The organism is Pseudomonas sp. 1152_12 (assembly GCF_052850675.1).
In genome coordinates, this window is sequence record NZ_VXCW01000004.1 from 362,141 (window position 1) to 383,655 (window position 21,515).

The 21,515-nt window shown below is 61.2% G+C and carries 16 protein-coding genes; all 16 read right to left on the reverse strand.

Annotation, left to right across the window (positions count from 1 at the left end):
* Positions 1-183: 183 nt before the first annotated feature.
* Positions 184-2,754 carry a glucans biosynthesis glucosyltransferase MdoH gene (gene mdoH, locus FW764_RS09495; RefSeq protein WP_446433705.1) on the reverse strand — a complete coding sequence of 857 codons (2,571 nt, stop codon included), beginning with the start codon at positions 2,752-2,754 and terminating at the stop codon, positions 184-186.
* Positions 2,747-4,513, reverse strand: a complete 1,767-nt coding sequence (locus FW764_RS09500; protein ID WP_446433706.1) for a glucan biosynthesis protein G — start codon at positions 4,511-4,513, stop codon at positions 2,747-2,749. The genes mdoH and FW764_RS09500 overlap by 8 nt, the downstream gene beginning before the upstream one ends.
* 266 nt (positions 4,514-4,779) lie before the next feature.
* Positions 4,780-5,217, reverse strand: coding sequence for a D-aminoacyl-tRNA deacylase (dtd, locus tag FW764_RS09505; RefSeq protein ID WP_446433707.1), 438 nt, complete (start codon positions 5,215-5,217; stop codon positions 4,780-4,782).
* Complete coding sequence (gene pip, locus FW764_RS09510) at positions 5,214-6,185, reverse strand: prolyl aminopeptidase (protein WP_083355689.1); 972 nt, start codon at positions 6,183-6,185, stop codon at positions 5,214-5,216. Before pip ends, dtd begins: the two co-directional genes overlap by 4 nt.
* 105 nt (positions 6,186-6,290) lie before the next feature.
* Positions 6,291-7,220 (reverse strand): alpha/beta hydrolase, encoded by a 930-nt coding sequence (locus FW764_RS09515; RefSeq protein WP_446433708.1) that lies wholly within the window; start codon positions 7,218-7,220, stop codon positions 6,291-6,293.
* A 154-nt stretch (positions 7,221-7,374) separates the two neighbouring features.
* Positions 7,375-8,322 (reverse strand): choline ABC transporter substrate-binding protein, encoded by a 948-nt coding sequence (locus FW764_RS09520; protein WP_446433709.1) that lies wholly within the window; start codon positions 8,320-8,322, stop codon positions 7,375-7,377.
* A 259-nt stretch (positions 8,323-8,581) separates the two neighbouring features.
* Positions 8,582-9,382 carry an N-formylglutamate deformylase gene (gene hutG, locus FW764_RS09525; RefSeq protein WP_446433710.1) on the reverse strand — a complete coding sequence of 267 codons (801 nt, stop codon included), beginning with the start codon at positions 9,380-9,382 and terminating at the stop codon, positions 8,582-8,584.
* An 11-nt stretch (positions 9,383-9,393) separates the two neighbouring features.
* The gene (gene hutI / locus FW764_RS09530) at positions 9,394-10,599 is read right to left on the reverse strand and encodes an imidazolonepropionase (RefSeq protein ID WP_446433711.1); all 1,206 of its coding nucleotides are present in this window, start codon (positions 10,597-10,599) and stop codon (positions 9,394-9,396) included.
* Positions 10,600-10,614: 15 nt separating this feature from the next.
* Positions 10,615-12,024 (reverse strand): amino acid permease, encoded by a 1,410-nt coding sequence (locus tag FW764_RS09535; RefSeq protein ID WP_446433712.1) that lies wholly within the window; start codon positions 12,022-12,024, stop codon positions 10,615-10,617.
* A gap of 115 nt (positions 12,025-12,139) precedes the next feature.
* Positions 12,140-13,678, reverse strand: a complete 1,539-nt coding sequence (hutH, locus tag FW764_RS09540) for a histidine ammonia-lyase (RefSeq protein ID WP_446433713.1) — start codon at positions 13,676-13,678, stop codon at positions 12,140-12,142.
* Between the two features lie 44 nt (positions 13,679-13,722).
* Positions 13,723-15,246: an HAL/PAL/TAL family ammonia-lyase gene (locus FW764_RS09545; protein ID WP_446433714.1), complete on the reverse strand. Its 1,524-nt coding sequence runs from the start codon at positions 15,244-15,246 to the stop codon at positions 13,723-13,725.
* 135 nt (positions 15,247-15,381) lie between these two features.
* The gene (locus FW764_RS09550; protein WP_369301658.1) at positions 15,382-16,206 is read right to left on the reverse strand and encodes a quaternary amine ABC transporter ATP-binding protein; all 825 of its coding nucleotides are present in this window, start codon (positions 16,204-16,206) and stop codon (positions 15,382-15,384) included.
* Positions 16,203-17,054, reverse strand: coding sequence for an ABC transporter permease (locus FW764_RS09555; RefSeq protein WP_083355696.1), 852 nt, complete (start codon positions 17,052-17,054; stop codon positions 16,203-16,205). The genes FW764_RS09550 and FW764_RS09555 overlap by 4 nt, the downstream gene beginning before the upstream one ends.
* A 72-nt stretch (positions 17,055-17,126) precedes the next feature.
* The gene (locus FW764_RS09560) at positions 17,127-18,104 is read right to left on the reverse strand and encodes an ABC transporter substrate-binding protein (protein ID WP_446433715.1); all 978 of its coding nucleotides are present in this window, start codon (positions 18,102-18,104) and stop codon (positions 17,127-17,129) included.
* A gap of 69 nt (positions 18,105-18,173) precedes the next feature.
* Positions 18,174-19,631, reverse strand: coding sequence for a purine-cytosine permease family protein (locus FW764_RS09565; RefSeq protein WP_446433716.1), 1,458 nt, complete (start codon positions 19,629-19,631; stop codon positions 18,174-18,176).
* 143 nt (positions 19,632-19,774) lie between these two features.
* Entirely contained in the window at positions 19,775-21,445 is a 1,671-nt protein-coding gene (gene hutU / locus FW764_RS09570; RefSeq protein ID WP_446433717.1) for a urocanate hydratase, read from the reverse strand.
* Positions 21,446-21,515 lie beyond the last annotated feature (70 nt).

Genomic DNA, 21,515 nt, shown 5'->3' on the forward strand with positions numbered 1-21,515 from the left:
ATCCCCCTGTGACCTCGTCAATGTGGGGGCGATGCTAACCCAGCCACAGGCACGGCAATACGCTTCGAACAAAGGTCTTTTGTTTCGAAATAACAAGGCGTTAGGGTTTAAAGGAAGAAGCGTGAAACGCTGTAGGAGCAGCGCTTCGAACGCCCCCGAGGTGAGCCCTCGGGGGCGTCTGAATCAGGCCGGCTGGGCCTGCGCAGATAGCGGTCGCAACGGCAGCAAAGGCGCGTGCGGATCAGCCTTGATCGAAGCACGCCAAGCGTCGAGCCACTCGCCGTGGCCTTCGCTCCACACCTGCTGGTGCAGACGTGCCAAGGCGACCGGGTCGCTGAGCAACGCCAGGCGCTCGCCGTTGTTAAGGCCAGCAGGACCGACTTTCAACGCATGGCGCACACGCTCCTGGCGCAAGTGCTCGATCGGCTCCGCCTCACGGTGACGCGAGGTCGCCAGGGCACAGGCCAGGGCGTTCTGCTGCGGGTCGACGACCGAACGCACAAACCCGTCGCTCAGGGCGTGCCAACGGTTCTCGTGGGTGTACTTCTCGGTCGACAGCAGGGCTTGCGGCGGATTGTATTCCTCAGGAATCAGGAACAGGCTCTCGTCGCGGGACTTGAGGCCCAACTTGACCCGACTGGAAATGACCGACACCGGAATCGACAGCATCAGCGAACCGACGATCGGGATCAGCCACCACAGGAAGCTTGGGTTCAACCACACCACCAACAGCGCCCACAAGAAGCCGAGCAAGGTTTGTGGGCCGTGACGCTTGACCGCCTCGCCCCAAGGCGTGGAGTCGTCGTCACGCTGCGGCGAGTTCCAGGTCGCCGCCCAGCCGAGGAACGCGGCCAGGACAAAGCGGGTGTGGAAGATCATTCGCACAGGTGCCAGCAACATGGAGAACAACATCTCCAGCAGCATCGACAACGTCACTTTGAACTTGCCACCAAACTCTTTCGCGCCCTTGGCCCAGATCAGGATGATGCTCAGCAATTTCGGCAGGAACAGCAGCACGATGGTGGTGGAGAACAGTGCCACCGCCTTGTCAGGGTGCCATTGCGGCCACAATGGGTACAGTTGGCGTGGCGCCATGAAGTACTGCGGTTCCATCAAGGTGTTGACCGCCAGCAACGCCGTCGACAGCACCAGGAAGAAGAACCACAACGGCGCCGACAGGTAGGACATCACGCCGGTCAGGAATACCGCGCGGTGCACCGGGTGCATGCCTTTAACCAGGAACAGGCGGAAGTTCATCAGGTTACCGTGGCACCAACGACGGTCACGCTTGAGTTCGTCCAGCAGGTTCGGCGGCAGTTCTTCGTAGCTGCCCGGCAAGTCGTAGGCAATCCACACGCCCCAACCGGCACGGCGCATCAGCGCGGCTTCGACGAAGTCGTGGGAGAGGATCGCACCGGCAAACGCGCCTTTACCCGGCAACGGCGCCAGGGCGCAGTGCTCGATAAACGGCTTCATGCGGATGATCGCGTTGTGACCCCAGTAGTGGGATTCACCCAACTGCCAGAAGTGCAGGCCGGCGGTAAACAGCGGGCCGTACACGCGGGTGGCGAACTGCTGCATGCGCGCATACAGGGTGTCCATACCCGACGCCCGTGGCGCGGTCTGGATGATCCCGGCATCCGGCGTGGCTTCCATCAAGCGCACCAGACTGGTCAGGCATTCGCCGCTCATCACGCTGTCGGCGTCGAGCACCACCATGTACTTATAGTCACCGCCCCAACGACGGCAAAAGTCATCGAGGTTGCCGCTTTTGCGCTTTACGCGACGGCGACGGCGGCGATAAAAGATCTTGCCGAAACCACCGGCTTCGCGACACACGTCGAGCCAGGCCTGTTGTTCGGCGATGCAGATATCGGCTTCGTTACTGTCACTGAGCACGAAGAAATCGAAGCGGTCCAGATCGCCCGTGGCGGCTACCGATTCGAACGTGGCGCGCAGACCGGCGAATACCCGGGGCACGTCTTCGTTGCAGATCGGCATCACCAGCGCGGTACGGGCCTCTTTCGGGATCGGCTCGTCGCCGGCACTTTTACCGGAGATGCGGTATTTATCGTGACCTGTGAGCAGTTCCAGGAAGCCCATCAGCGCGGTCCAGAAGCCAGCCGACACCCAGCAGAACAAGATCCCGAACATGATCAGGATGCTGGTTTGCAGAGCGTAAGGCAGCACTTGGGTCGCGGTCTGCAGCAGGGTCTGGTTGCGGATCTCGTCGAAGTCGACCAGCGACCAGCCCTGGTACGGCATGATGCCTTTCATGTACCAGCCAGCAACGATGGTCTGGCCGAGCATCAATATCAGCAAGATGTAGCGACGAATCGAACCCACGGTTCGCCAGCGCGCAGCCGGCAGCACACGCTCGTCTTTCGGTGGCGCTGGAGGGTTGGTGCGACCGGTCATCCGGCGCCAACCGCGCACCAGGATGTTGGTGCGCCAAGGCTCAGGCACGACTTTAGTCCGACGAATCGGCGGCGTGGCCTTCAGGCAAACCCGGCCGCTGGCATCGAGCACGAGCATTTCCGCGTCTTGCAGCTCTTCGGCCGTGTTGAGGGTCAGCCGACGGCCGACCGACGCTTGGGCAGCGTCGGTTGGCGCGTCGAAGGTCGCGGACGACAGCCGCTCGTGCAGCTCACTGAAGGAGGTGCAGCCCGCCAGCTCGGCGCGCTGCTCTGCGGTCATCGGAAGATGCGCCAGGTACTCGGACAGCGTCTCGGGCGTGGTTTGAGAATTACTCATCGGCAGGCAACTGATAGCTCCAGGTTTCGGTCAGGACGTGTTCTGTCTTGGCCGGCTCCGGATTAGCGAGTGGCGTGGCCGGGGCAGCTTCTGGCTGCTTGGCTTCCTTGTCTTTTGCGTTTTTTGCGTCTTTTGCGTCTTTCTTGGCCTGTTTCTCGTGTTGCTTGGCCAGCAGCTTGTCGGCCTTGATCACTTGGGTCGAAGGCTTTTCAGGCTCAGGCTGCGGAATGTCCTCGACCAGAGCCGCTCGCATTTCGGTCGGCTTGCCTGCGTCTTTGATCTTCATCCGCAGGGTCAAGCGCCAGCCTTTGGTGTGCTCGTTATAGCGCACACTGTTTTCAACGATTTCAGCATTGTCGCCAACACTCACCTGGCTGCGCACCGGAGCGTCCGCCGGCAGGGCTTTAAGGGACGGGCCCTCGAAGTCAACGAGGTAGGCCACGCTGCCGTCTGGCTGACGGATCAGGTTGGACTGCTTCACGTCACCAGTGGAACGTAGGGTCTGCTTAACCCAGGCGCTGTCGGCCGGGTGCAGGGCTTTTTCGTCCATGGTCCAGTGCATGCGGTAGCTGATGTCCAGCGGCTCGCCGACTTTCGGCAGCTCGGCCGGACTCCAGAAAGCAACGATGTTGTCGTTGGTTTCATCAGCGGTCGGAATCTCGACCAGGTCGACGGAACCCTTGCCCCAGTCGCCCTCAGGCTCGATCCAGGCGCTTGGGCGCTTATCGTAGTTGTCGTCCAGGTCTTCGTAGTGGCTGAAGTCACGGCCGCGTTGCAACAGGCCGAAACCACGCGGGTTTTCGATGGTGAAGTTACTGACCGACAGATGTTTAGGGTTATTCAGTGGGCGCCAGATCCACTCGCCGTTGCCGGCATGGATCGACAGACCGCTGGAATCGTGCAATTCACGACGGTAGTTGAGCACCTTCGACGGCTGGTTCGCGCCGAACAGGAACATGCTGGTCAACGGGGCAACGCCCAGCTTGGTGACCTTGTCACGCAGGAACATCTGGGATTTGACGTCGACAATGGTGTCGCTGCCAGGACGCAGGATCAGTCGATAGGCGCCGGTTGCACGTGGCGAGTCCAGCAGGGCGTAGATCACCAGCTGCTTTTCACCCGGTTTTGGACGCTCGACCCAGAACTCGGTAAAGCGTGGGAATTCCTCACCGGACGGCAATGCAGTGTCAATCGCCATACCACGGGCAGACAGGCCATACGACTGGCCTTTGCCGACGACGCGGAAGTAGCTGGCGCCGAGCATGGTCATGATTTCGTCTTGCTTGTCGTCTTTGTTGATCGGGTACAGCACACGGAAACCGGCATATCCCAGTTGTTCGGTGGACTTGGGATCATATTTCACGTCGCCGAAATCGAAACGCGTCGGGTCGTATTTGATTTCATGAACGCTGTCGGCGGTCACTTCGTTGATTTTCACCGGCGTGTCGAAGTGCATGCCCTGGTGATAGAAGGACAGCTTGAATGGAGTGTTCTGATCGGCCCACTCGGCTTTTTCGTTACGGAAACGAATCTTCTGATAGTCAGCGAATTTCATTTCGCGAAATTCGTTCGGAAGATTGCTGCGAGGAGCTTCGTACTTCTGCCCGGCCAGCTCTTTTGCCTTGGCCGACACATCATCCAGACTGAATGCCCACAGTTGACCCGCGCCGAACAGGCAAAACAGGGCTGAGCCTGTTACCAGTACGTTTCGTAACCGTTTGGCAGACAATTTTGGTGCATTACAGGGACTAACAATCACGAGCAACCCTCGCCGAAAACAGATCAAAAAACCAACGGCCAGCTATCTATATGCCAGGTTGGCGAGCATTGTTCCGACTCCCCTGGGTCAAAATGATTCCCCAAAGGCCGTCGGACAAGTCTCTACCTAAGTCAAAAATGGACCAAACAACGCTGATCCCCGTAGCGCGCGATTATCTAGTAGCCCGCGAAACAACGCATCAGGGACAACGAAGTATTTGTAGCGAAACCCTGCGTTTTTAGGCATTAAAGTCGTTTTTAATACATTCATGTCTGTAAGAGGAAGGTCACAGGGCCATCATTGACCAAGTGCACCTGCATATCCGCGCCGAAACGCCCTGACGCCACCTTGCCATGCATTTGTTGCGCTTGTAACAACAAGTGATCAAAAAGCGCCGCTCCCAGCGCCGGAGGGGCCGCCGTGGAGAAGCTCGGCCGCAGCCCGCTTTTTGTATCCGCCGCCAGGGTGAACTGCGACACCAGCAGCAAACCGCCGCCGATGTCCTTCAAGGACAGGTTCATCTTGCCCTCGTCGTCGCTGAATACCCGGTAGTTAAGCAGCTTGTGCAGCAGTTTGTCGGCGCTCTGGGGCGTATCTGAAGGCTCGACAGCTACCAGCACCAGCAAACCCTGGTCAATCGCCCCAACAATTTCGCCCGCCACATCGACACGGGCGCCACGCACCCGCTGCAACAGGCCCTTCATGCTTCTTCTGGCGGCAGATCAAGCAGGCGGCGTGCCATCTCGCCGGTTGCGCGCACCAACGCATCGGTAATACCCGGCTCGGACGCGGCATGACCCGCCTCGCGAATCACCTGCAGCTCACTGTTAGGCCAGGCCTGATGCAACGCCCATGCGTTATCCAACGGGCAGATCATATCGTAGCGCCCATGAATGATTACACCAGGCAGGTGGGCGATCTTGTGCATGTCGCGAATCAGCTGGTCGGGCTCCAGAAAGGAGTTATTGGTGAAGTAGTGGCACTCGATACGCGCAATCGACAGCGCACGCTGCGGCTCGGAAAACCGCTCTACATGCTGCGGGCTCGGGCACAGGCCCAGCATGCGGCCTTCCCAGCCGGACCAGGCTTTGGCCGCGTGCATCTGAGCGATCTGGTCGTTGCCGGTGAGGCGCTTGTGGTAAGCCGCGATCAGATCATGGCGCTCGTCCGCTGGGATCGGCGCGAGGTAGTCCTGCCAGTAGTCCGGGAACATGCGGCTCGCGCCGTCCTGGTAGAACCAGTGAATGTCCTGCGGGCGTGCCAGGAAAATACCGCGCAGGATCAGGCCAAGCACGCGTTCGGGGTGGGTTTGCGCGTAGGCCAGGGACAGGGTCGACCCCCAGGAACCACCGAACAGCACCCATTTTTCGATACCCAGGTGTTCGCGGATGCGCTCAAGGTCGGCGACCAGATCCCAGGTGGTGTTGTTTTCCAGGCTGGCGCGCGGGGTGGAGCGCCCGCAGCCACGCTGGTCGAAGGTGACAATGCGGTATAGGTTCGGATCGAAGTAGCAGCGGCTCTGGGCGTCGCAACCGGAGCCGGGGCCACCGTGGATAAATACGACAGGCAGGCCTTCGGGGGAGCCACTTTCATCGACGTACAGCGTGTGGGTGTCATCGACTGCCAGATCGTGCCGGGCGTAGGGTTTGATCTGCGGGTACCAAGTCTGCATTGCGCGCTCCGTAGGGTGTCGGGTTCATCCCTGAGGGGACGTCTATTATTTTTTGCCGTCTGGCATCATAAACCCGAATTGTGCAATGAGCATGTCCTTGAGTACCTAGACCTGTGTCAGCCATCCGCGCCTTAGGTAACCCAGCACATAGTCGTACAACTGATCCACCTCCGGCGCCTGGCCGCGCGCGCGCAAACAGCCGTGGACCAGGCCTTTGCCGGGATACAGCAGGGCCTCAACGCCCGCCGCTTGCAGCCGTTCGGCATACGCCATGCCGTCATCACGCAGCGGGTCGAACTGGGCCACGGCGATCAATGCCTTGGGCAAACCGCTGAAACGCTCGGCCAATAAAGGCATGGCATAGGCCGAAGGCTTGCCCGTGCCGCGCAGGTACAACGCCAGGTAGCAGTCGGTGTCGGCGGTGCTGAGCAGCGGCGCATCCATGCAGTCGCGGCGCGAGGGCAAATCGGCCGCGCCGCCCAAACCGGGATAGATCAGCACCTGGGCACTGGGCAGCGGCAGGCCGTCATCGCGCAGGCCCAGGCACAACGCCGCCGCCAGGTTGCCGCCTGCGCTGTCACCCATCACCACCAGACGCTGCAGGTTGATGGCGTAAGGCCCCTGCCCCGCGTGGATCGCGTGCCATACCGTACGGCAATCCTGATACGCCGCCGGGAACGGGTGTTCCGGCGCCAGACGGTAGTCGATGGCAATCACCAGCACCTGCAGCGTGCTGGCCAGTTCGAAACAGATGAAGTCATGGGAATCCAGCCCGCCGACCACCCAACCGCCGCCGTGTATATAAAGAAGGCACGGCCAGCCCTCGGCTGGAGCGGGCGCCGAAGGGAGATAGCTGCGCACGCCGACTGCACCGAGAGCAACGTCAGAAACTTGCAGCCCTTCTGGCTTCGGCGGGGTGAATGCCTGGCACATGCGGTCGTAGTTGCGGCGTAAACCTGCGAGCGACGAGTCGTTGCTGCTGAAAGATTCGGTTTTAGTAACGAAGGCCGCAAGCTGCGGAGAAATCGGATACATGCGCAAATATCCCTAATCGCTGTAGATCAAGTATGGGAGCGGGCTTGCCTGCGATAGCGGTGTGTCAGGCACTTATGCATGACCTGATACACCGCCATCGCGGGCAAGCCCGCTCCCACATTTGCCCCGCGTTGTTTGAGCTACCGTGCCTGGCTTAGGGTTTGAGGCTGGCCTGGACGGCCGCCACGCCATCGCCGCCATCAAACGCTGTCACCCCAGCCAGCCAGCGCTGCAAATCCTCCGGGTGCTCGCGCAGCCATTGCTTGGCGACTTCCTGCGGCGACTGGCGCTCCATGATCGGCACCATCAACTGACTTTCCTGCGCGGCGGTGAAGGTCAGGTTTTCCAACAGGCGGTTGGCGTTGGGGCAACGCTCGGCAAAATCCGGTGCGGTCACGGTGGACACCGTGGCCCGCCCTTCGTCAGCGCCAAACACATCTTCGCTGCCGGTGAGGTAAGCCATTTTCATGTTGATGTTCATCGGGTGCGGGGTCCAACCGACAAACACTACAAACTCCTTGCGATTCACCGCGCGTTGCACCGCCGCCAGCATGCCCGCTTCACCGGAGGCGACCAGCTTGAAGCCGCCCAGCCCGAAGTGGTTGGTGTCGATCATTTTCTGGATGTCGGTGTTGGCGCCGCTGCCGGGCTCTATGCCGTAGATTTTGCCGCCCAGTTTGTCCTTGAAGCGCGCAATATCGGCAAAGGTTTTCAACCCGGCGTCAGCCACGTATTGCGGCACCGCCAGAGTGGCCTGGGCGTCTGACAAGCTGGGCGTATCGAAGACCTTGACCTGCTGGGCAGCCAGGAACGGCGCGATGTTGTTGTCCATCGCTGGCTTCCAGTAGCCGAGGAAGATATCCAGGCGCTTGTCGCGGATGCCGGCAAAGATGATCTGCTGCACGGCGCTGGTCTGTTTGCTCTCATAGCCCAGGCCGTTGAGCAGCACGTCGGCCATGCCGGAAGTGGCGACCACGTCGGTCCAACTGACCACGCCCATGCGCACGGTTTTGCAGGAGGCCGGTTCAGCGGCCATGGCTTGTGCACTCAGGAGTGCGGCGCCGATGAGGGTCAAAAGGTAACGGTTGAACGGTCTTTTCATGGAAAGAGGTCTCACTCGGCAGCTTTTATTGTGGGGAGTGGCGTCTGATGCGCCCTACCCACAACCTTACCCAGCGGGACCTCTGCTAACACGACCTGTGGCGACCGGCAGTTGCACTGGGGCGACCGTGAGGCCGCCATCGCGAGCAAGCCCGCTCCCACACTTGATCGAGTTCCAACATGAGAATGCGATCAAACTGTGGGAGCGGCGGTGCGACGGTTCGACTTGCTCGCGAACGCTATTTCAGCAGCACCGAAAATTACCGGTAGTGCTTTTGCCCCCAGTTCAGGAACCCTTCCAGCAATTGCTTCAACACCACCCGTGTCGGCTCGGCCAGATCAGGCCGATAACGAAACGGCTCGAACTCTTCCATATAAGCGCTCTGGCACAGCTCCAATTGCACGGCATGGATATTCTGCGCCGGGTCGCCGTAGTGGCGGGTGATGTGCCCGCCCTTGAAGCGCCCGTTGAGCACGTGGGTGTACTGCGGATGCGTGGCGCAGATGGCTTCCAGCTGGCTGGCCAGTTCAGGATCACACGCCGCGCCGTTGAAGGTGCCGAGGTTGAAGTCCGGCAGCTTGCCTTCAAACAGGTGCGGGATCACCGAGCGGATCGAGTGCGCATCGAACAACAGCGCGTAGCCGAACTGCGCCTTGAGCCGCGCCAGCTCTTCTTGCAGAGCGCGGTGGTACGGGCCCCAAATCTTTTGCAGATAGGTGGCGCGCTCCTCTGGAGACGGCTCCAGGCCTTCGCGGAACAGCGGCACGCCGTCGAACAGCGTCGCCGGGTACAGGCCGGTGGTGGCGCCGACGTACAGCGGCTTGTCATCGGACGGGCGGTTCAGGTCGATCACGAATCGCGAATACTCGGCCGACAAGGTGCTGGCGCCCAACGCCTCGGCAAAGTCATACAGCGTTGGGATGTGCCAGTCGGTGTCTGGCAGGCTTTGCGCTTCGGAGATCAACCCGGCTTCGACCGCAGGCGTCAGACGCAGCCCAGCGTGGGGCATGCTGATCAGCAGCGGCACGCGGCCTTGTTTGAAATTCAGAACCTTATCCACAACAACACTCCTCAGACGGTGACGTCGACGCCATGGCGCACGACGCGTTTATCCAGCTCGCCGCCCAGCCAGTAGGCCAGGTCGGCGGGGCGATCAATCTGCCAAGCGACGAAGTCGGCGACCTTGCCCACTTCCAGCGAGCCATGGGTCGCACCCATGCCCAGCGCCGTAGCCGCGTGTTGCGTGGCGCCGGCCAGGGCTTCTTCCGGGGTCATGCGGAACAGGGTGCAGGCCATGTTCAGCATCAGGCGCACCGATAACGCCGGCGAGGTGCCGGGGTTGAGGTCACTGGCAATGGCGATCTTCACGCCGTGTTTGCGCAAGGCATCCATCGGCGGCAGTTGAGTTTCGCGCAGAAAGTAGAACGCGCCCGGCAGCAATACCGCGACGGTGCCGGAAGCGGCCATGGCGATGGCATCTTCTTCGGTCATAAATTCCAGATGGTCCGCCGACAACGCCTGGTAACGCGCCGCCAAACTGGAGCCGTGCAGCGACGACAGCTGTTCGGCGTGCAGCTTCACCGGCAGGCCCAGTTGCTGGGCGACCTTGAACACGCGTTCGACCTGCTCCGGGGAAAACGCCAGGTATTCACAGAACGCATCCACCGCATCCACCAGCCCTTCTGCTGCCAAGGCCGGCAGCATCTCGGTGCAAATGTGGTCGATGTAATCATCCGCGCGGTCCTTGTACTCCGGCGGCAACGCATGGGCCGCCAGGCACGTAGCGCGCACGCTGACCGGCAGCGCTTCGCCGAGGCGACGAATCACCCGCAGCAACTTGCGCTCGCTGGCCAGGTCCAGGCCGTAGCCGGATTTGATCTCTACCGTGGTCACGCCATCACGCAGCAAACTGCGCAGGCGCTTGTGAGCGCTGGCAAACAGTTCGTCTTCAGTGGCGGCGCGGGTGGCGCGTACGGTGCTGGCAATACCGCCGCCCTGGGCCGCAATTTCGGCGTAGCTCACGCCTTGTAGGCGCTGCTCGAATTCGCCGCTGCGATTGCCACCGAACACCGTGTGAGTGTGGCAGTCGATCAGCCCGGGGGTGACCCACGCGCCTTGCAGCGCATGTACGTGGGCGTAATCCGCCGCTGGCACTTGGCTGCGTGGGCCGATCCACTCGATGAGCGAATCGGCAGTGACCATCGCGGCATCCTCGATGATCGAGTATTTACCGCCTGCCATGGTTGCGACGTGACAGTGTTGCCAAAGCGTTTTCATCAACGCCTCCCTAAGTTAACGATGAGACAAAGCCAGGTCGTAATGAACCTTAGACGCTTGCCCGGCAGAGGGTTTAACCCACAGCAGGTAGGCCAGTACCAGCAGCACGATCCACACGGCGCCAACCAGCAAAGCCGCCTGGGTGTCCGGGAAGTAACCCAGCACGCCAAACACGAACAGCATGAACACGATGGCCGCAGCGGGCGCATACGGCCAGAACGGCACTGGGAATTTCAGCTCGGCGACCTGCTCTTTGGTCATCGAGCGGCGCATGGCAACCTGGGTGAACAGAATCATCAGCCATACCCAAACAGTGGCGAAGGTGGCAATCGAGGCGATCAGCAGAAACACGTTTTCCGGGATCAGGTAGTTGAGCACCACGCCGCCAAGCAGCGCCGCGCCCATCACTACCACCGTCATCCACGGCACGCCTTGCGCGGAGAGTTGGGCAAAACCCTTGGGCGCCTGCCCTTGCTGGGCCAGGCCGTACATCATGCGGCCAGCGCCGAAGATGTCGCTGTTAATGGCCGAGACGGCCGCCGAAATCACCACGATGTTGAGGATGGTCGCCGCCGAGCCAATGCCCAGGTTGCTGAATATCTGCACGAATGGGCTGCCCTGGCTGCCAATCTGCGGCCAAGGGTAGATGGCCATCAGCACAAACAGGGTCAGCACGTAGAACAACAGGATGCGCAGCGGCACCGCGTTAATCGCTTTGGGAATAACGCGTTGCGGGTCCTTGGCTTCACCGGCGGTGATGCCGATGATCTCGATGCCGCCGAAGGCAAACATCACCACCGCGAACGAGGCGATCAAGCCGCCAATGCCATTGGGCATGAAGCCGCCGTGGGCCCACAGGTTGCTGAGGCCACTGGCTTGAGTCTCACCCGCCGAATGGATGCCGAACAACATGATGCCGAAGCCGCCGAGGATCATCGCCACAATGGCGCCGACCTTGAGCAGCGACAGCCAGAATTCCATCTCGCCAAACACCTTGACGCTGCACAGGTTCAGGCCGCCGATCAAAAACACGATGCCGAGCACCCACACCCAACGCGCAACCTCGGGAAACCAGAAGCCCATGTAAATGCCAAAGGCGGTGACGTCGGCCAGGCAGACGATGATCATTTCAAACGCGTAGGTCCAGCCGAGGATAAACCCGGCCATGGGGCCCAAGTAGGTGCTGGCGTACTGGCCGAAGGAGCCGGATACGGGGTTGTGCACCGCCATTTCACCCAGGGCGCGCATCACCATGAACACGGCGGCGCCGCCGATCAGGTAGGCCAGCAGCACGGCCGGCCCGGCCATTTGGATGGCGGAGGCGGAGCCGTAGAACAGCCCGGTGCCGATCGCAGAACCGAGTGCCATGAAGCGAATATGTCGGGCGTTTAGCCCGCGTTTCAAACCCTTTTCTTGCTGGTGCATTTCTCTTCCCTAGTTATTTTTATCCCGAGAAAATTCAAATCTGTCGCACATTAAATGTGGGAGCTGTCGCAGCCTCGCCAAGGCTCGACAGCTCCCCCATTGGACAGCGGCGAGCTTAGAGGCTTGGCAACAACTTGGCCGGCACCAACTCATTCAGGCAGCGGCTGGCGAGCAATTCGCTGGCGGCATTGATGTCCGGGGCGAAGAAGCGGTCCTTATCGTAGAAACCCACTTTGGCGCGCAAGAGGCCACGGGCTTTTTCCAGCTTCGGCGAGCTCTTCAGGCCGTCACGCAGGTCCAGGCCCTGGCACGCCGCCAGCCATTCAACGGCGAGGATGCCACGGGTGTTCTCAGCCATTTCCCACAGACGCTTGCCCGCAGCCGGCGCCATCGACACGTGGTCTTCCTGGTTAGCCGAGGTCGGCAAACTGTCGACGCTATGCGGATGGGACAGTGCCTTGTTCTCGCTGGCCAGTGCAGCAGCGGTCACCTGGGCGATCATGAAGCCGGAGTTGACCCCGCCATTGCCCACTAGGAACGGCGGCAGCTGCGACATGTGCTTGTCCATCATCAGCGAGATACGACGCTCACTCAGCGAGCCGATTTCGGCGATGGCCAGTGCCATGTTGTCGGCGGCCATGGCCACCGGCTCGGCGTGGAAGTTACCGCCGGAAATCACGTCGCCTTCGGCTGCAAACACCAGCGGGTTATCCGACACGGCGTTGGCTTCCACCACCAGCACTTCGGCGGCCTGGCGGAACTGGGTCAGGCAGGCACCCATGACTTGCGGCTGGCAGCGCAGGGAGTACGGGTCTTGGACTTTGTCGCAGTTCTGGTGCGACTGCGAGACCTGGCTGCTTTCGCCGAGCAGGTCACGATAGGCGGCAGCCGAATCGATCTGCCCGCGTTGTCCCCGCGCCGCGTGAATACGTGCGTCGAACGGCGAGCGCGAGCCCAGCACGGCTTCCACAGTCAAGCCACCACACGCGAGTGCGCCGGCGAACAAATCTTCGCCTTCGAACAGGCCACGCAGGGCGTACGCGGTGGACACCTGCGTGCCGTTGAGCAGCGCCAGGCCTTCCTTGGCGGCGAGGGTCAGCGGCGCCAGGCCGGCGACTTTCAGCGCTTCAGTGGCTTCCAGCCATTCGCCTTTATAGCGCGCCTTGCCTTCGCCGAGCAGCACCAACGACATGTGCGCCAAGGGCGCCAGGTCGCCGGAGGCACCGACCGAACCTTTGAGCGGGATGTGGGGGTACACCTCGGCGTTGATCAAGGCGATCAGCGCGTCGATCACCTGGCGGCGAATCCCGGAGAAGCCACGGCTCAGGCTGTTGACCTTGAGCACCATGACCAGCCGCACCAGCGCATCGCTGATCGGCTCACCGACGCCGGCGGCGTGGGACAGCACCAGCGAACGCTGGAGATTTTCCAGGTCTTCGCTGGCGATGCGGGTCGAGGCCAGCAGGCCGAAACCGGTATTGATGCCGTAGGCGGTGCGGTTCTCGGCGAGAATCTGCTCCACACAGGCAACACTGGCTTCGATCTGCGCCGTGGCGCTGTCATCCAGGCTGAGGGTTACCGGCTGCTGGTAGATGGCCCGCAGTTGGGCAAGGCTCAGTTGGCCTGGAATCAGATTTAGCGCAGTCACATTCATGCTCCTTTGAATTGTTCTTTTGAATACTTATTTTGAATAAGGGTTTAATGCAGATGGGGTAATACGTGGGCCAGCAAAGCGGTGTCTTTGAGCAGCGCGGCGGCGCTCGCGATGTCCGGCGCCAGCCAGCGGTCCTGCTCGTAAGCCGGGACCTTTTCACGCAGCAAACGCCAGGCGCTGTCAGTGCCCGCGCCGAAACGCTGGTCCTTGAGAAACTCGAAGGCCTGGGCGGCCAGCAGGTACTCGATGGCGAGAATCTGGGTGACATTGGCCAACAGCTGGTGCAGCTTGAGCGCGGCGTTGGTGCCCATGCTCAGGTGGTCTTCCTGCAAACCCGAGGTAACGAAGTTGTCGAGCACCGCCGGTTGCGCCAACTGACGGTTTTGCCCGCACAGGGATGCCGCGACGTACTGCACGATCATCATCCCGGAGTTGACGCCGGGGTTGCTGACCAGGAACGCCGGCAAGCCGCTGACGTGTGGGTTGATCAGGCGGTCCAAACGGCGTTCGGCCACCGAGCCGATTTCGGCCATGGCAATCGCGAGCATGTCCGCCGCCAATGCCACCGACTGCCCGTGCGGGTTGGCCTGGGACACCACGCGGTAGGTGTCCGGGGTGCCGAGCACCAGCGGATTGTCGGTGGCGCTATTGAGTTCGGTCTCGATCTGGCGCGTGGCGTGTTCAACCTGGTCACGCGCTGCGCCGTGAATCTGCGGGATCGAGCGGATGCTCAACGCGTCCTGAGTGCGAATGCCTTTGCTGCTGGCGATCACTTCACTGCCATCGAGCAGGGCGCGCAGGTTGATACCCACGTGTTGCATGCCGGGGTGCGGCTTGAGGGCGATGATGGCTTCGTCAAACGCATCGATCTGGCCGCGCTGGGCCTCGAAGCTCATGGCGCCGATTACGTCGGCCCATTGCAGCAAGTGATGCGCGTCGGCCAGGGCCAGGCAGCTCAGGCCGGTCATGCACGGCGTGCCGTTGACCAGGCACAGGCCGTCCTTGGCGCCGAGCACCACCGGCTGCAAACCTTCTGCGCTCAGGGCCTGTTGCGCCGGGACGATGCGGCCCTGGTAGCTCACATTGCCAATGCCCAGCAAAGCCACGCCGAGATGGGCCATGTGGGTCAGGTAACCCACCGAACCCTGGGACGGCACTTGCGGCGTGATGCCGTGGTTAAGCAGCGCCAGCAACGAATGCACCACCTGCGGATGCAGGCCGGATTTGCCGTGGCTGTAGTTAATGATGGCCGCGCAAATAATCGCGCGGGTCTGTTCATCGCGGAGCACCGGGCCGACGCCACAGGCGTGGCTGAGCAGGGTGTTGCGCGACAGCTGGCTGAGTTGCTCGCCCTTGAGCGACACGTTGCACAGCGCGCCCAGGCCGGTGTTCACGCCATAGGCGCGTTCACCGCTGGTGACGATGCGCTGCACGATGGCCTGGGCATTGTCGATGCGCGCCCAGGCGTGACCCGACAGTTCGAGCACCGCGCCGTGACGGGCCACGGCGACCACGTCCTGCCAGCGCATCGGGGCGTCGGCGATGATGATTTTTGCTGCCTGGGACATCTTCATACCTTCTTCAATTCTTGTGCAGCCTTACCGGCCCTTCGCGGGCAAGCCCGCTCCCACCTTTGGAATGCGTTCCCCTGTGGGAGCGGGCTTGCTCGCGAAGAGGCCAGCCAACTCGCCACAAAACCCGGGTCAGACCACCGCCGCCCGGCGCTGAACAAACCGGTCCACATACTCATCCGCCGGCGAATGCAAAATCTCGCGCGGCGTGCCGACCTGGATCAGCTTGCCGTCCTTGAGGATCGCAATGCGGTTGCCAATACGCACGGCTTCGTCGAGGTCGTGGGTGATGAACACGATGGTCTTGTGCAGGGTCTTTTGCAGCTCGAGCAACTGGTCCTGCATCTCGGCGCGGATCAGCGGGTCGAGGGCACTGAAGGCTTCGTCCATCAGGATGATGTCGGTGTCGGCCGCCAAGGCGCGGGCCAGGCCCACACGTTGGCGCATGCCGCCGGACAGCTGGTGCGGGTACTTGTTTTCGTAGCCCTTGAGGCCCACGGTTTCGATCCAGTGCAACGCGCGTTCGGCACAAACCTGCTTGGTTTCGCCACGCACTTTCAGGCCGTAGGCGACGTTGTCGAGCACGCTCTTGTGGGGCAGCAGGCCGAAGCTCTGGAACACCATGCTGATTTTGTGCCGACGGAATTGGCGCAAGGCTTCCATGTCCAGTTGCAGGATGTCTTCGCCGTCCACCAGGATCGCGCCGCTGGTGGGATCGATCAGGCGGTTGAAGTGGCGCACCAAGGTGGATTTGCCGGAGCCCGACAGGCCCATGATCACGAAGATCTCGCCGGTGCCGATGCTCAAGGACAAGTCGTTCACGCCGACCACGCAACCGGTCTCGGCCAGCACCTGGTCCTTGGTCTTGCCTTGGCTAACCATGGCCAGGGCGTCCTTGGAGCGGTTGCCGAAAATCTTGAAGACGTTTTTAACTTCAATTTTGCTGACAGTAGTCATTTGCTCGCCTCATGCCGTGGACGACCATAGGCCTGGGTAATGCGGTCGATGACCACTGCAAGAATCACAATCGCCAGGCCCGCTTCGAGGCCACGGCCGACATTGAGGGTCTGGATGCCGACGAGTACGTCTTCACCCAAGCCGCGGGCGCCGATCATCGAGGCAATTACCACCATCGACAGCGCCATCATGGTGGTCTGGTTGATCCCGGCCATGATGCTCGGCAGCGCCAGCGGCAGTTGCACGCCGAACAGTTGCTGCCAGCGGTTGGCACCGAAGGCATTGATAGCTTCCATGACCTCACCGTCGACTTGGCGAATGCCCAAATCCGTCAAGCGAATCAGCGGTGGCGCAGCGTAGATCACTGTGGCAAAAATCGCCGGCACCTTGCCCAGACCGAACAGCATCAGCACCGGGATCAGATACACAAAGCTCGGCATGGTTTGCATGATGTCCAGCAGCGGCATCAATACCGAACGCAGGCGATTGCTGCGCGCCGACAGAATGCCCAGCGGAATGCCGATCAGCACCGAGATCACCGTAGCGACCATCATCAGAGCCAGGGTTTGCATCAGCTTGTCCCACAGGCCCACCGCGCCCACCAGGAACAGCAATCCGACGATGACCGCTGTGGTCACCACCTTGCGGGTGGCGTGCCAGGCGATGCCGCCGACGATGGCCAGCATCAGCCACCAAGGCGCCGCGCGCAGCAACCCTTCCAGGTTGACGATGGCCCATAGCAGGGTGTCGGATATCTGCCGGAATACATCACCGTAGTTGGTGACCAGCGAGTCCACCCAACCGTTGACCCAGTCGGCGATGGAAAACGTAAAACTCTCAGGAAACATAGCGTGCTCTCGATCCAGTGGGTTGTGGCCGGGTGTCCGACTAGCCCCTCAGGGTAGTCGGACACGCTTGACCTACAAGGCCGCGTCGATTTTCTTGGCTGCGTCGTCGCTCACCCATGCGTGCCAGACCTCAGGATGTTCCTTGAGGAAAATTTTCGCCAGTTTTGGCGACTCAATTCGCTCTTTGGCCATGCGACCCAGGTTCTGGTTGAGCAGATCGATCGGCAGGTTGACCTTCTCCAGCACGGCCACCAGCTCCGGCGCTTGCTCGTGGAAGGTCTTGGACAAGCCGACCTTGATGCTCACGCTTTTATCCACACCGGGCTTTTCTTCCAGCTTGACCAAATCAACCTGGCCCATCAGCGGCGTCGGCGACCAGTAGTAGAACAGGATCGGCTCGCCACGCTTGTAGCTCGACAGCACGGCCGCATCCAGCGCCGGGCCGGTGCCTGGGCGGAAGTTGGTGTAGGTGCTTTCCAGGCCGTAACTTTTGAGCATTTCGCTGTTGTCCAGCTCACAGGTCCAGCCAGCCGGGCAATTGTAAAAGCGGCCCTTGGACGGTTCTTCCTGGTCCTTGAACACCGAGGCGTATTTGGCCAGATCCGCGATGTTTTTCAGGCCCGGCGCCTTGGCTTCCAATTTGCGCTTGGTGTCGCCTTCGATCACGTAACGCGGCACGTACCAACCTTCCACCGCACCGACGATCGGGGCACCCACACCAACGACTTTGCCGGCCTTCTCGGCCTTGTTCCAAACTTCGCTGCGGCCAACCCACTCTTCGGCAAACACTTGAATGTCGTTGCTGCTCAGGGCGTTTTCCATGGTGATGGAGTTGCCCGGCAGGCTGTCGGTTTTGCAGTCGTAACCTTTTTCCAGCACGGTTTGCAGGATGTCGGTGAGCAACATGCCGCTTTCCCAGTTCAGACCTGCAAATTTGACCGGCTTACCGGATTCACACCAGCCAGCCGCTTGAGCGCCGGCACTCGCCAACAGGCTTGCAGAGCATGTTGCGGCCAGCAGGGTGGCCAGCAGGGTCTTATTCATTTTCATTGTTGTGACGCTCCCAATCTTGAAATGGATTACGGCAGTCAGTAGGCGTCCTGCCCTGTCCACGTCCCATCAGGCTTGTGCAGCCAGCCCGTTTGCTATTGGTGTAGCGCCCTGCTCTAGCGGCAGGATCAGGTGTTCAGGAATAGCGCTGTGCCACTTTTTCGCACAGACGTAATAGAGGGCTGCGGGAAGTACCAGACCGATGATCCAGGAAATATCCACATCACCCAGCGCGGCCACCAGCGGACCGGTGTAGAACTTGGTGGAGATGAACGGCAACTGCACCAACACGCCGAAGACATAGACACTGATACCGAGCAGGTTCCAGCGACCGTAGCGACCGTTCGGGTCGGCCAGCGCCGGCACGTCATAGCGCTCGCGAGTGATGCAGTAGTAATCCACCAGGTTGATCGCACTCCAGGGCGTAAAGAACGCCAGCAGGAACAGGATGAAAGACTTGAAAGCACCGAGGAACGAGTGCTGGCCGAGCAACGCGATCAGGGTCGCAGTACCGACAATGACCAGCACGAAAACCAGACGCTGCAGGCGCGTGACTTCCAGGCGACCCCGAAAGCCGCTGATGATGGTCGCGATGCACATGAAACTGCCGTAGGAGTTCAGCGTAGAGATGGTGACCTTGCCGAAAGCGATGCTGAAGTACAGCAGCGCAGCAGTGGCCCCCGTGCCGCTCAAACCCACGATGTAAGCCACTTCGTGACCTGCGAATTGCCCGTTGGACATGGCCGCGGCAAACACGCCGAGGATCATCGCCACCTGTGCACCAATGACCGAACCCGCGCCAGCGGCGAGAAAGGTTTTCAGCGAAGACGTCTTGCTCGGCAAGTAACGTGAGTAGTCCGCCACGTAAGGGCCGAAAGCGATCTGCCAGGAGGCCGCGAGCGACACCGCGAGCAAAAAACTGCTCCAGCTGAAGTGGCGAATTTGCAGCAGTGCACCAACGTCGGTCTGGCTGATCAGGCGGCTGAACAGGTAGACGAACGCAACCACGCCGATGACGCTGGCGACGCGGCCGATCCAATGGATCACCCGGTAACCGAGCACCGTGACCAGCACAATGACACTGGCGAAAATAAGGATACCGACGCTGTCACTGACACCAAACAACTGGCCCAGCGCTTGGCCGGACAGTACGGTGCCGGTCGCGGTAAATCCGAGGTACATCAAACAGACCAGTACGATCGGGATGGCCGCGCCATAAACACCAAACTGTACGCGGCTGGAGATCATCTGCGGCAGGCCCAGCTTCGGCCCTTGCGCTGCATGCAACGCCATGACACCGCCACCGATCAATTGACCGATCAACAGACCGATCAACGACCAGAACACATCACCGCCCAGCACCACGGCCAGAGCCCCGGTGACGATCGCGGTGATTTGCAGGTTGGCACCCATCCATAGGGTGAACTGACTGAACAGACGGCCGTGTCTTTCCGCTTCCGGGATGTAGTCGATCGAACGCCTTTCGATCAACGGGGTGGTGCTTGCACGCGCGTCATTTGCAGCCATGTGTGTTCAACCTCTGATGGATTGTTTTTGTTTGCAACGCAGATCCATTGTGGGAGTGGGCTTGCTCGCGAAAGCGGCGGGTCAGCTAACGATTACGGTGACTGGCACACCGCATTCGCGAGCAAGCCCGCTCCCACATCGAATTACTTGATCATCGGGAGATTGAGGCCCTGCTCCTTGGCGCAGTCGATTGCGATCTGGTAACCGGCATCGGCGTGACGCATCACGCCGGTGGCCGGGTCGTTGTGCAGTACGCGGGCAATCCGCTCGGCGGCTTCGTCGGTGCCGTCGCAGACGATGACCATGCCGGAGTGCTGCGAGAAGCCCATGCCCACGCCGCCACCGTGGTGCAGCGAAACCCAGGTCGCGCCGCTGGCGGTATTGAGCAAGGCGTTGAGCAGTGGCCAGTCGGACACGGCGTCGGAACCGTCCTGCATGGCTTCGGTTTCGCGGTTCGGGCTGGCAACCGAGCCGGAGTCGAGGTGGTCACGGCCGATCACCACCGGCGCCGACAGCTCGCCGCTGCGCACCATTTCGTTGAACGCCAGGCCCAACTTGGCGCGTTGGCCCAGGCCGACCCAGCAGATACGCGCCGGCAAACCCTGGAAGCTGATGCGTTCACGCGCCATGTCCAGCCAGTTGTGCAGGTGCGCGTCGTCAGGGATCAGCTCTTTGACTTTGGCGTCGGTCTTGTAGATGTCTTGCGGGTCGCCGGACAGCGCCGCCCAACGGAACGGGCCGATGCCACGGCAGAACAGTGGGCGGATGTAGGCCGGTACGAAGCCTGGGAAGTCGAATGCGTTTTCCACACCTTCTTCTTGTGCCATCTGGCGGATGTTGTTGCCGTAGTCGAAGGTCGGGATGCCTTGCTTCTGGAATTCCAGCATGGCTTTGACGTGCACGGCCATCGACTGCTTGGCGGCCTTGATCACGGCAGCCGGTTCGGTCTTGGCGCGGGCGCGGTATTCGTCCCAGGTCCAGCCGGCCGGCAGGTAGCCGTTGAGTGGGTCGTGGGCGCTGGTCTGGTCGGTGACCATGTCCGGGCGCACGCCGCGCTTGACCAGTTCCGGCAGGATTTCTGCCGCGTTACCCAGCAGGGCGATGGAGATAGCCTTGCCTTCCTGGGTGTATTTGGCGATGCGGACCAGAGCGTCGTCGAGGTCGGTGGCTTGCTCATCGACATAACGGCTGCTCAAGCGGAAATCGATGCTGACCTGCTGGCACTCGATGTTCAGCGAGCACGCGCCGGCCAGGGTCGCGGCCAGTGGCTGGGCGCCGCCCATGCCGCCGAGGCCGGCGGTGAGTACCCAGCGGCCGGTCAGGTCGCTGTTGTAATGCTGGCGACCGGCTTCGACGAAGGTTTCGTAGGTGCCTTGGACGATGCCTTGGCTGCCGATGTAGATCCAGCTGCCGGCGGTCATCTGGCCATACATGGCCAGGCCCTTGGCATCCAGTTCGTTAAAATGTTCCCAGCTGGCCCAGTGCGGCACCAGGTTGGAGTTGGCGATGAGCACGCGCGGGGCGTTGCTGTGGGTTTTGAACACGCCGACCGGCTTGCCGGATTGCACCAGCAGGGTCTCGTCGTCGTTCAGGTTAGTGAGGCTCTCGACGATCTGGTCGTAGCACTCCCAGTTGCGCGCCGCACGGCCGATACCACCGTACACCACCAATTCTTTCGGGTTCTCGGCCACTTGCGGGTCGAGGTTGTTCATCAGCATGCGCAGCGGCGCTTCAGTCAGCCAGCTTTTGGCGGTGAGCTTGTTACCGCGGGCGGCGCGGATTTCGACGTCACGGTATTTTGTAGGCTTGGTCACTGCTAAGACTCCTCGGCGATCGATGCGCGAACATTGATGGTGCGAAGGAGAGTCTTACGCACACATCTTT

Bases quoted from the DNA above. Each gene is read 5' to 3' on its own strand.
- mdoH (WP_446433705.1), bottom strand. From the start codon at position 2,754: ATGAGTAATTCTCAAACCACGCCCGAGACGCTGTCCGAGTACCTGGCG.
- dtd (WP_446433707.1), bottom strand. From the start codon at position 5,217: ATGAAGGGCCTGTTGCAGCGGGTGCGTGGCGCCCGTGTCGATGTGGCG.
- pip (WP_083355689.1), bottom strand. From the start codon at position 6,185: ATGCAGACTTGGTACCCGCAGATCAAACCCTACGCCCGGCACGATCTG.
- FW764_RS09515 (WP_446433708.1), bottom strand. From the start codon at position 7,220: ATGTATCCGATTTCTCCGCAGCTTGCGGCCTTCGTTACTAAAACCGAA.
- FW764_RS09520 (WP_446433709.1), bottom strand. From the start codon at position 8,322: ATGAAAAGACCGTTCAACCGTTACCTTTTGACCCTCATCGGCGCCGCA.
- hutI (WP_446433711.1), bottom strand. From the start codon at position 10,599: ATGAAAACGCTTTGGCAACACTGTCACGTCGCAACCATGGCAGGCGGT.
- FW764_RS09535 (WP_446433712.1), bottom strand. From the start codon at position 12,024: ATGCACCAGCAAGAAAAGGGTTTGAAACGCGGGCTAAACGCCCGACAT.
- hutH (WP_446433713.1), bottom strand. From the start codon at position 13,678: ATGAATGTGACTGCGCTAAATCTGATTCCAGGCCAACTGAGCCTTGCC.
- FW764_RS09545 (WP_446433714.1), bottom strand. From the start codon at position 15,246: ATGTCCCAGGCAGCAAAAATCATCATCGCCGACGCCCCGATGCGCTGG.
- FW764_RS09550 (WP_369301658.1), bottom strand. From the start codon at position 16,206: ATGACTACTGTCAGCAAAATTGAAGTTAAAAACGTCTTCAAGATTTTC.
- FW764_RS09555 (WP_083355696.1), bottom strand. From the start codon at position 17,054: ATGTTTCCTGAGAGTTTTACGTTTTCCATCGCCGACTGGGTCAACGGT.
- FW764_RS09560 (WP_446433715.1), bottom strand. From the start codon at position 18,104: ATGAAAATGAATAAGACCCTGCTGGCCACCCTGCTGGCCGCAACATGC.
- FW764_RS09565 (WP_446433716.1), bottom strand. From the start codon at position 19,631: ATGGCTGCAAATGACGCGCGTGCAAGCACCACCCCGTTGATCGAAAGG.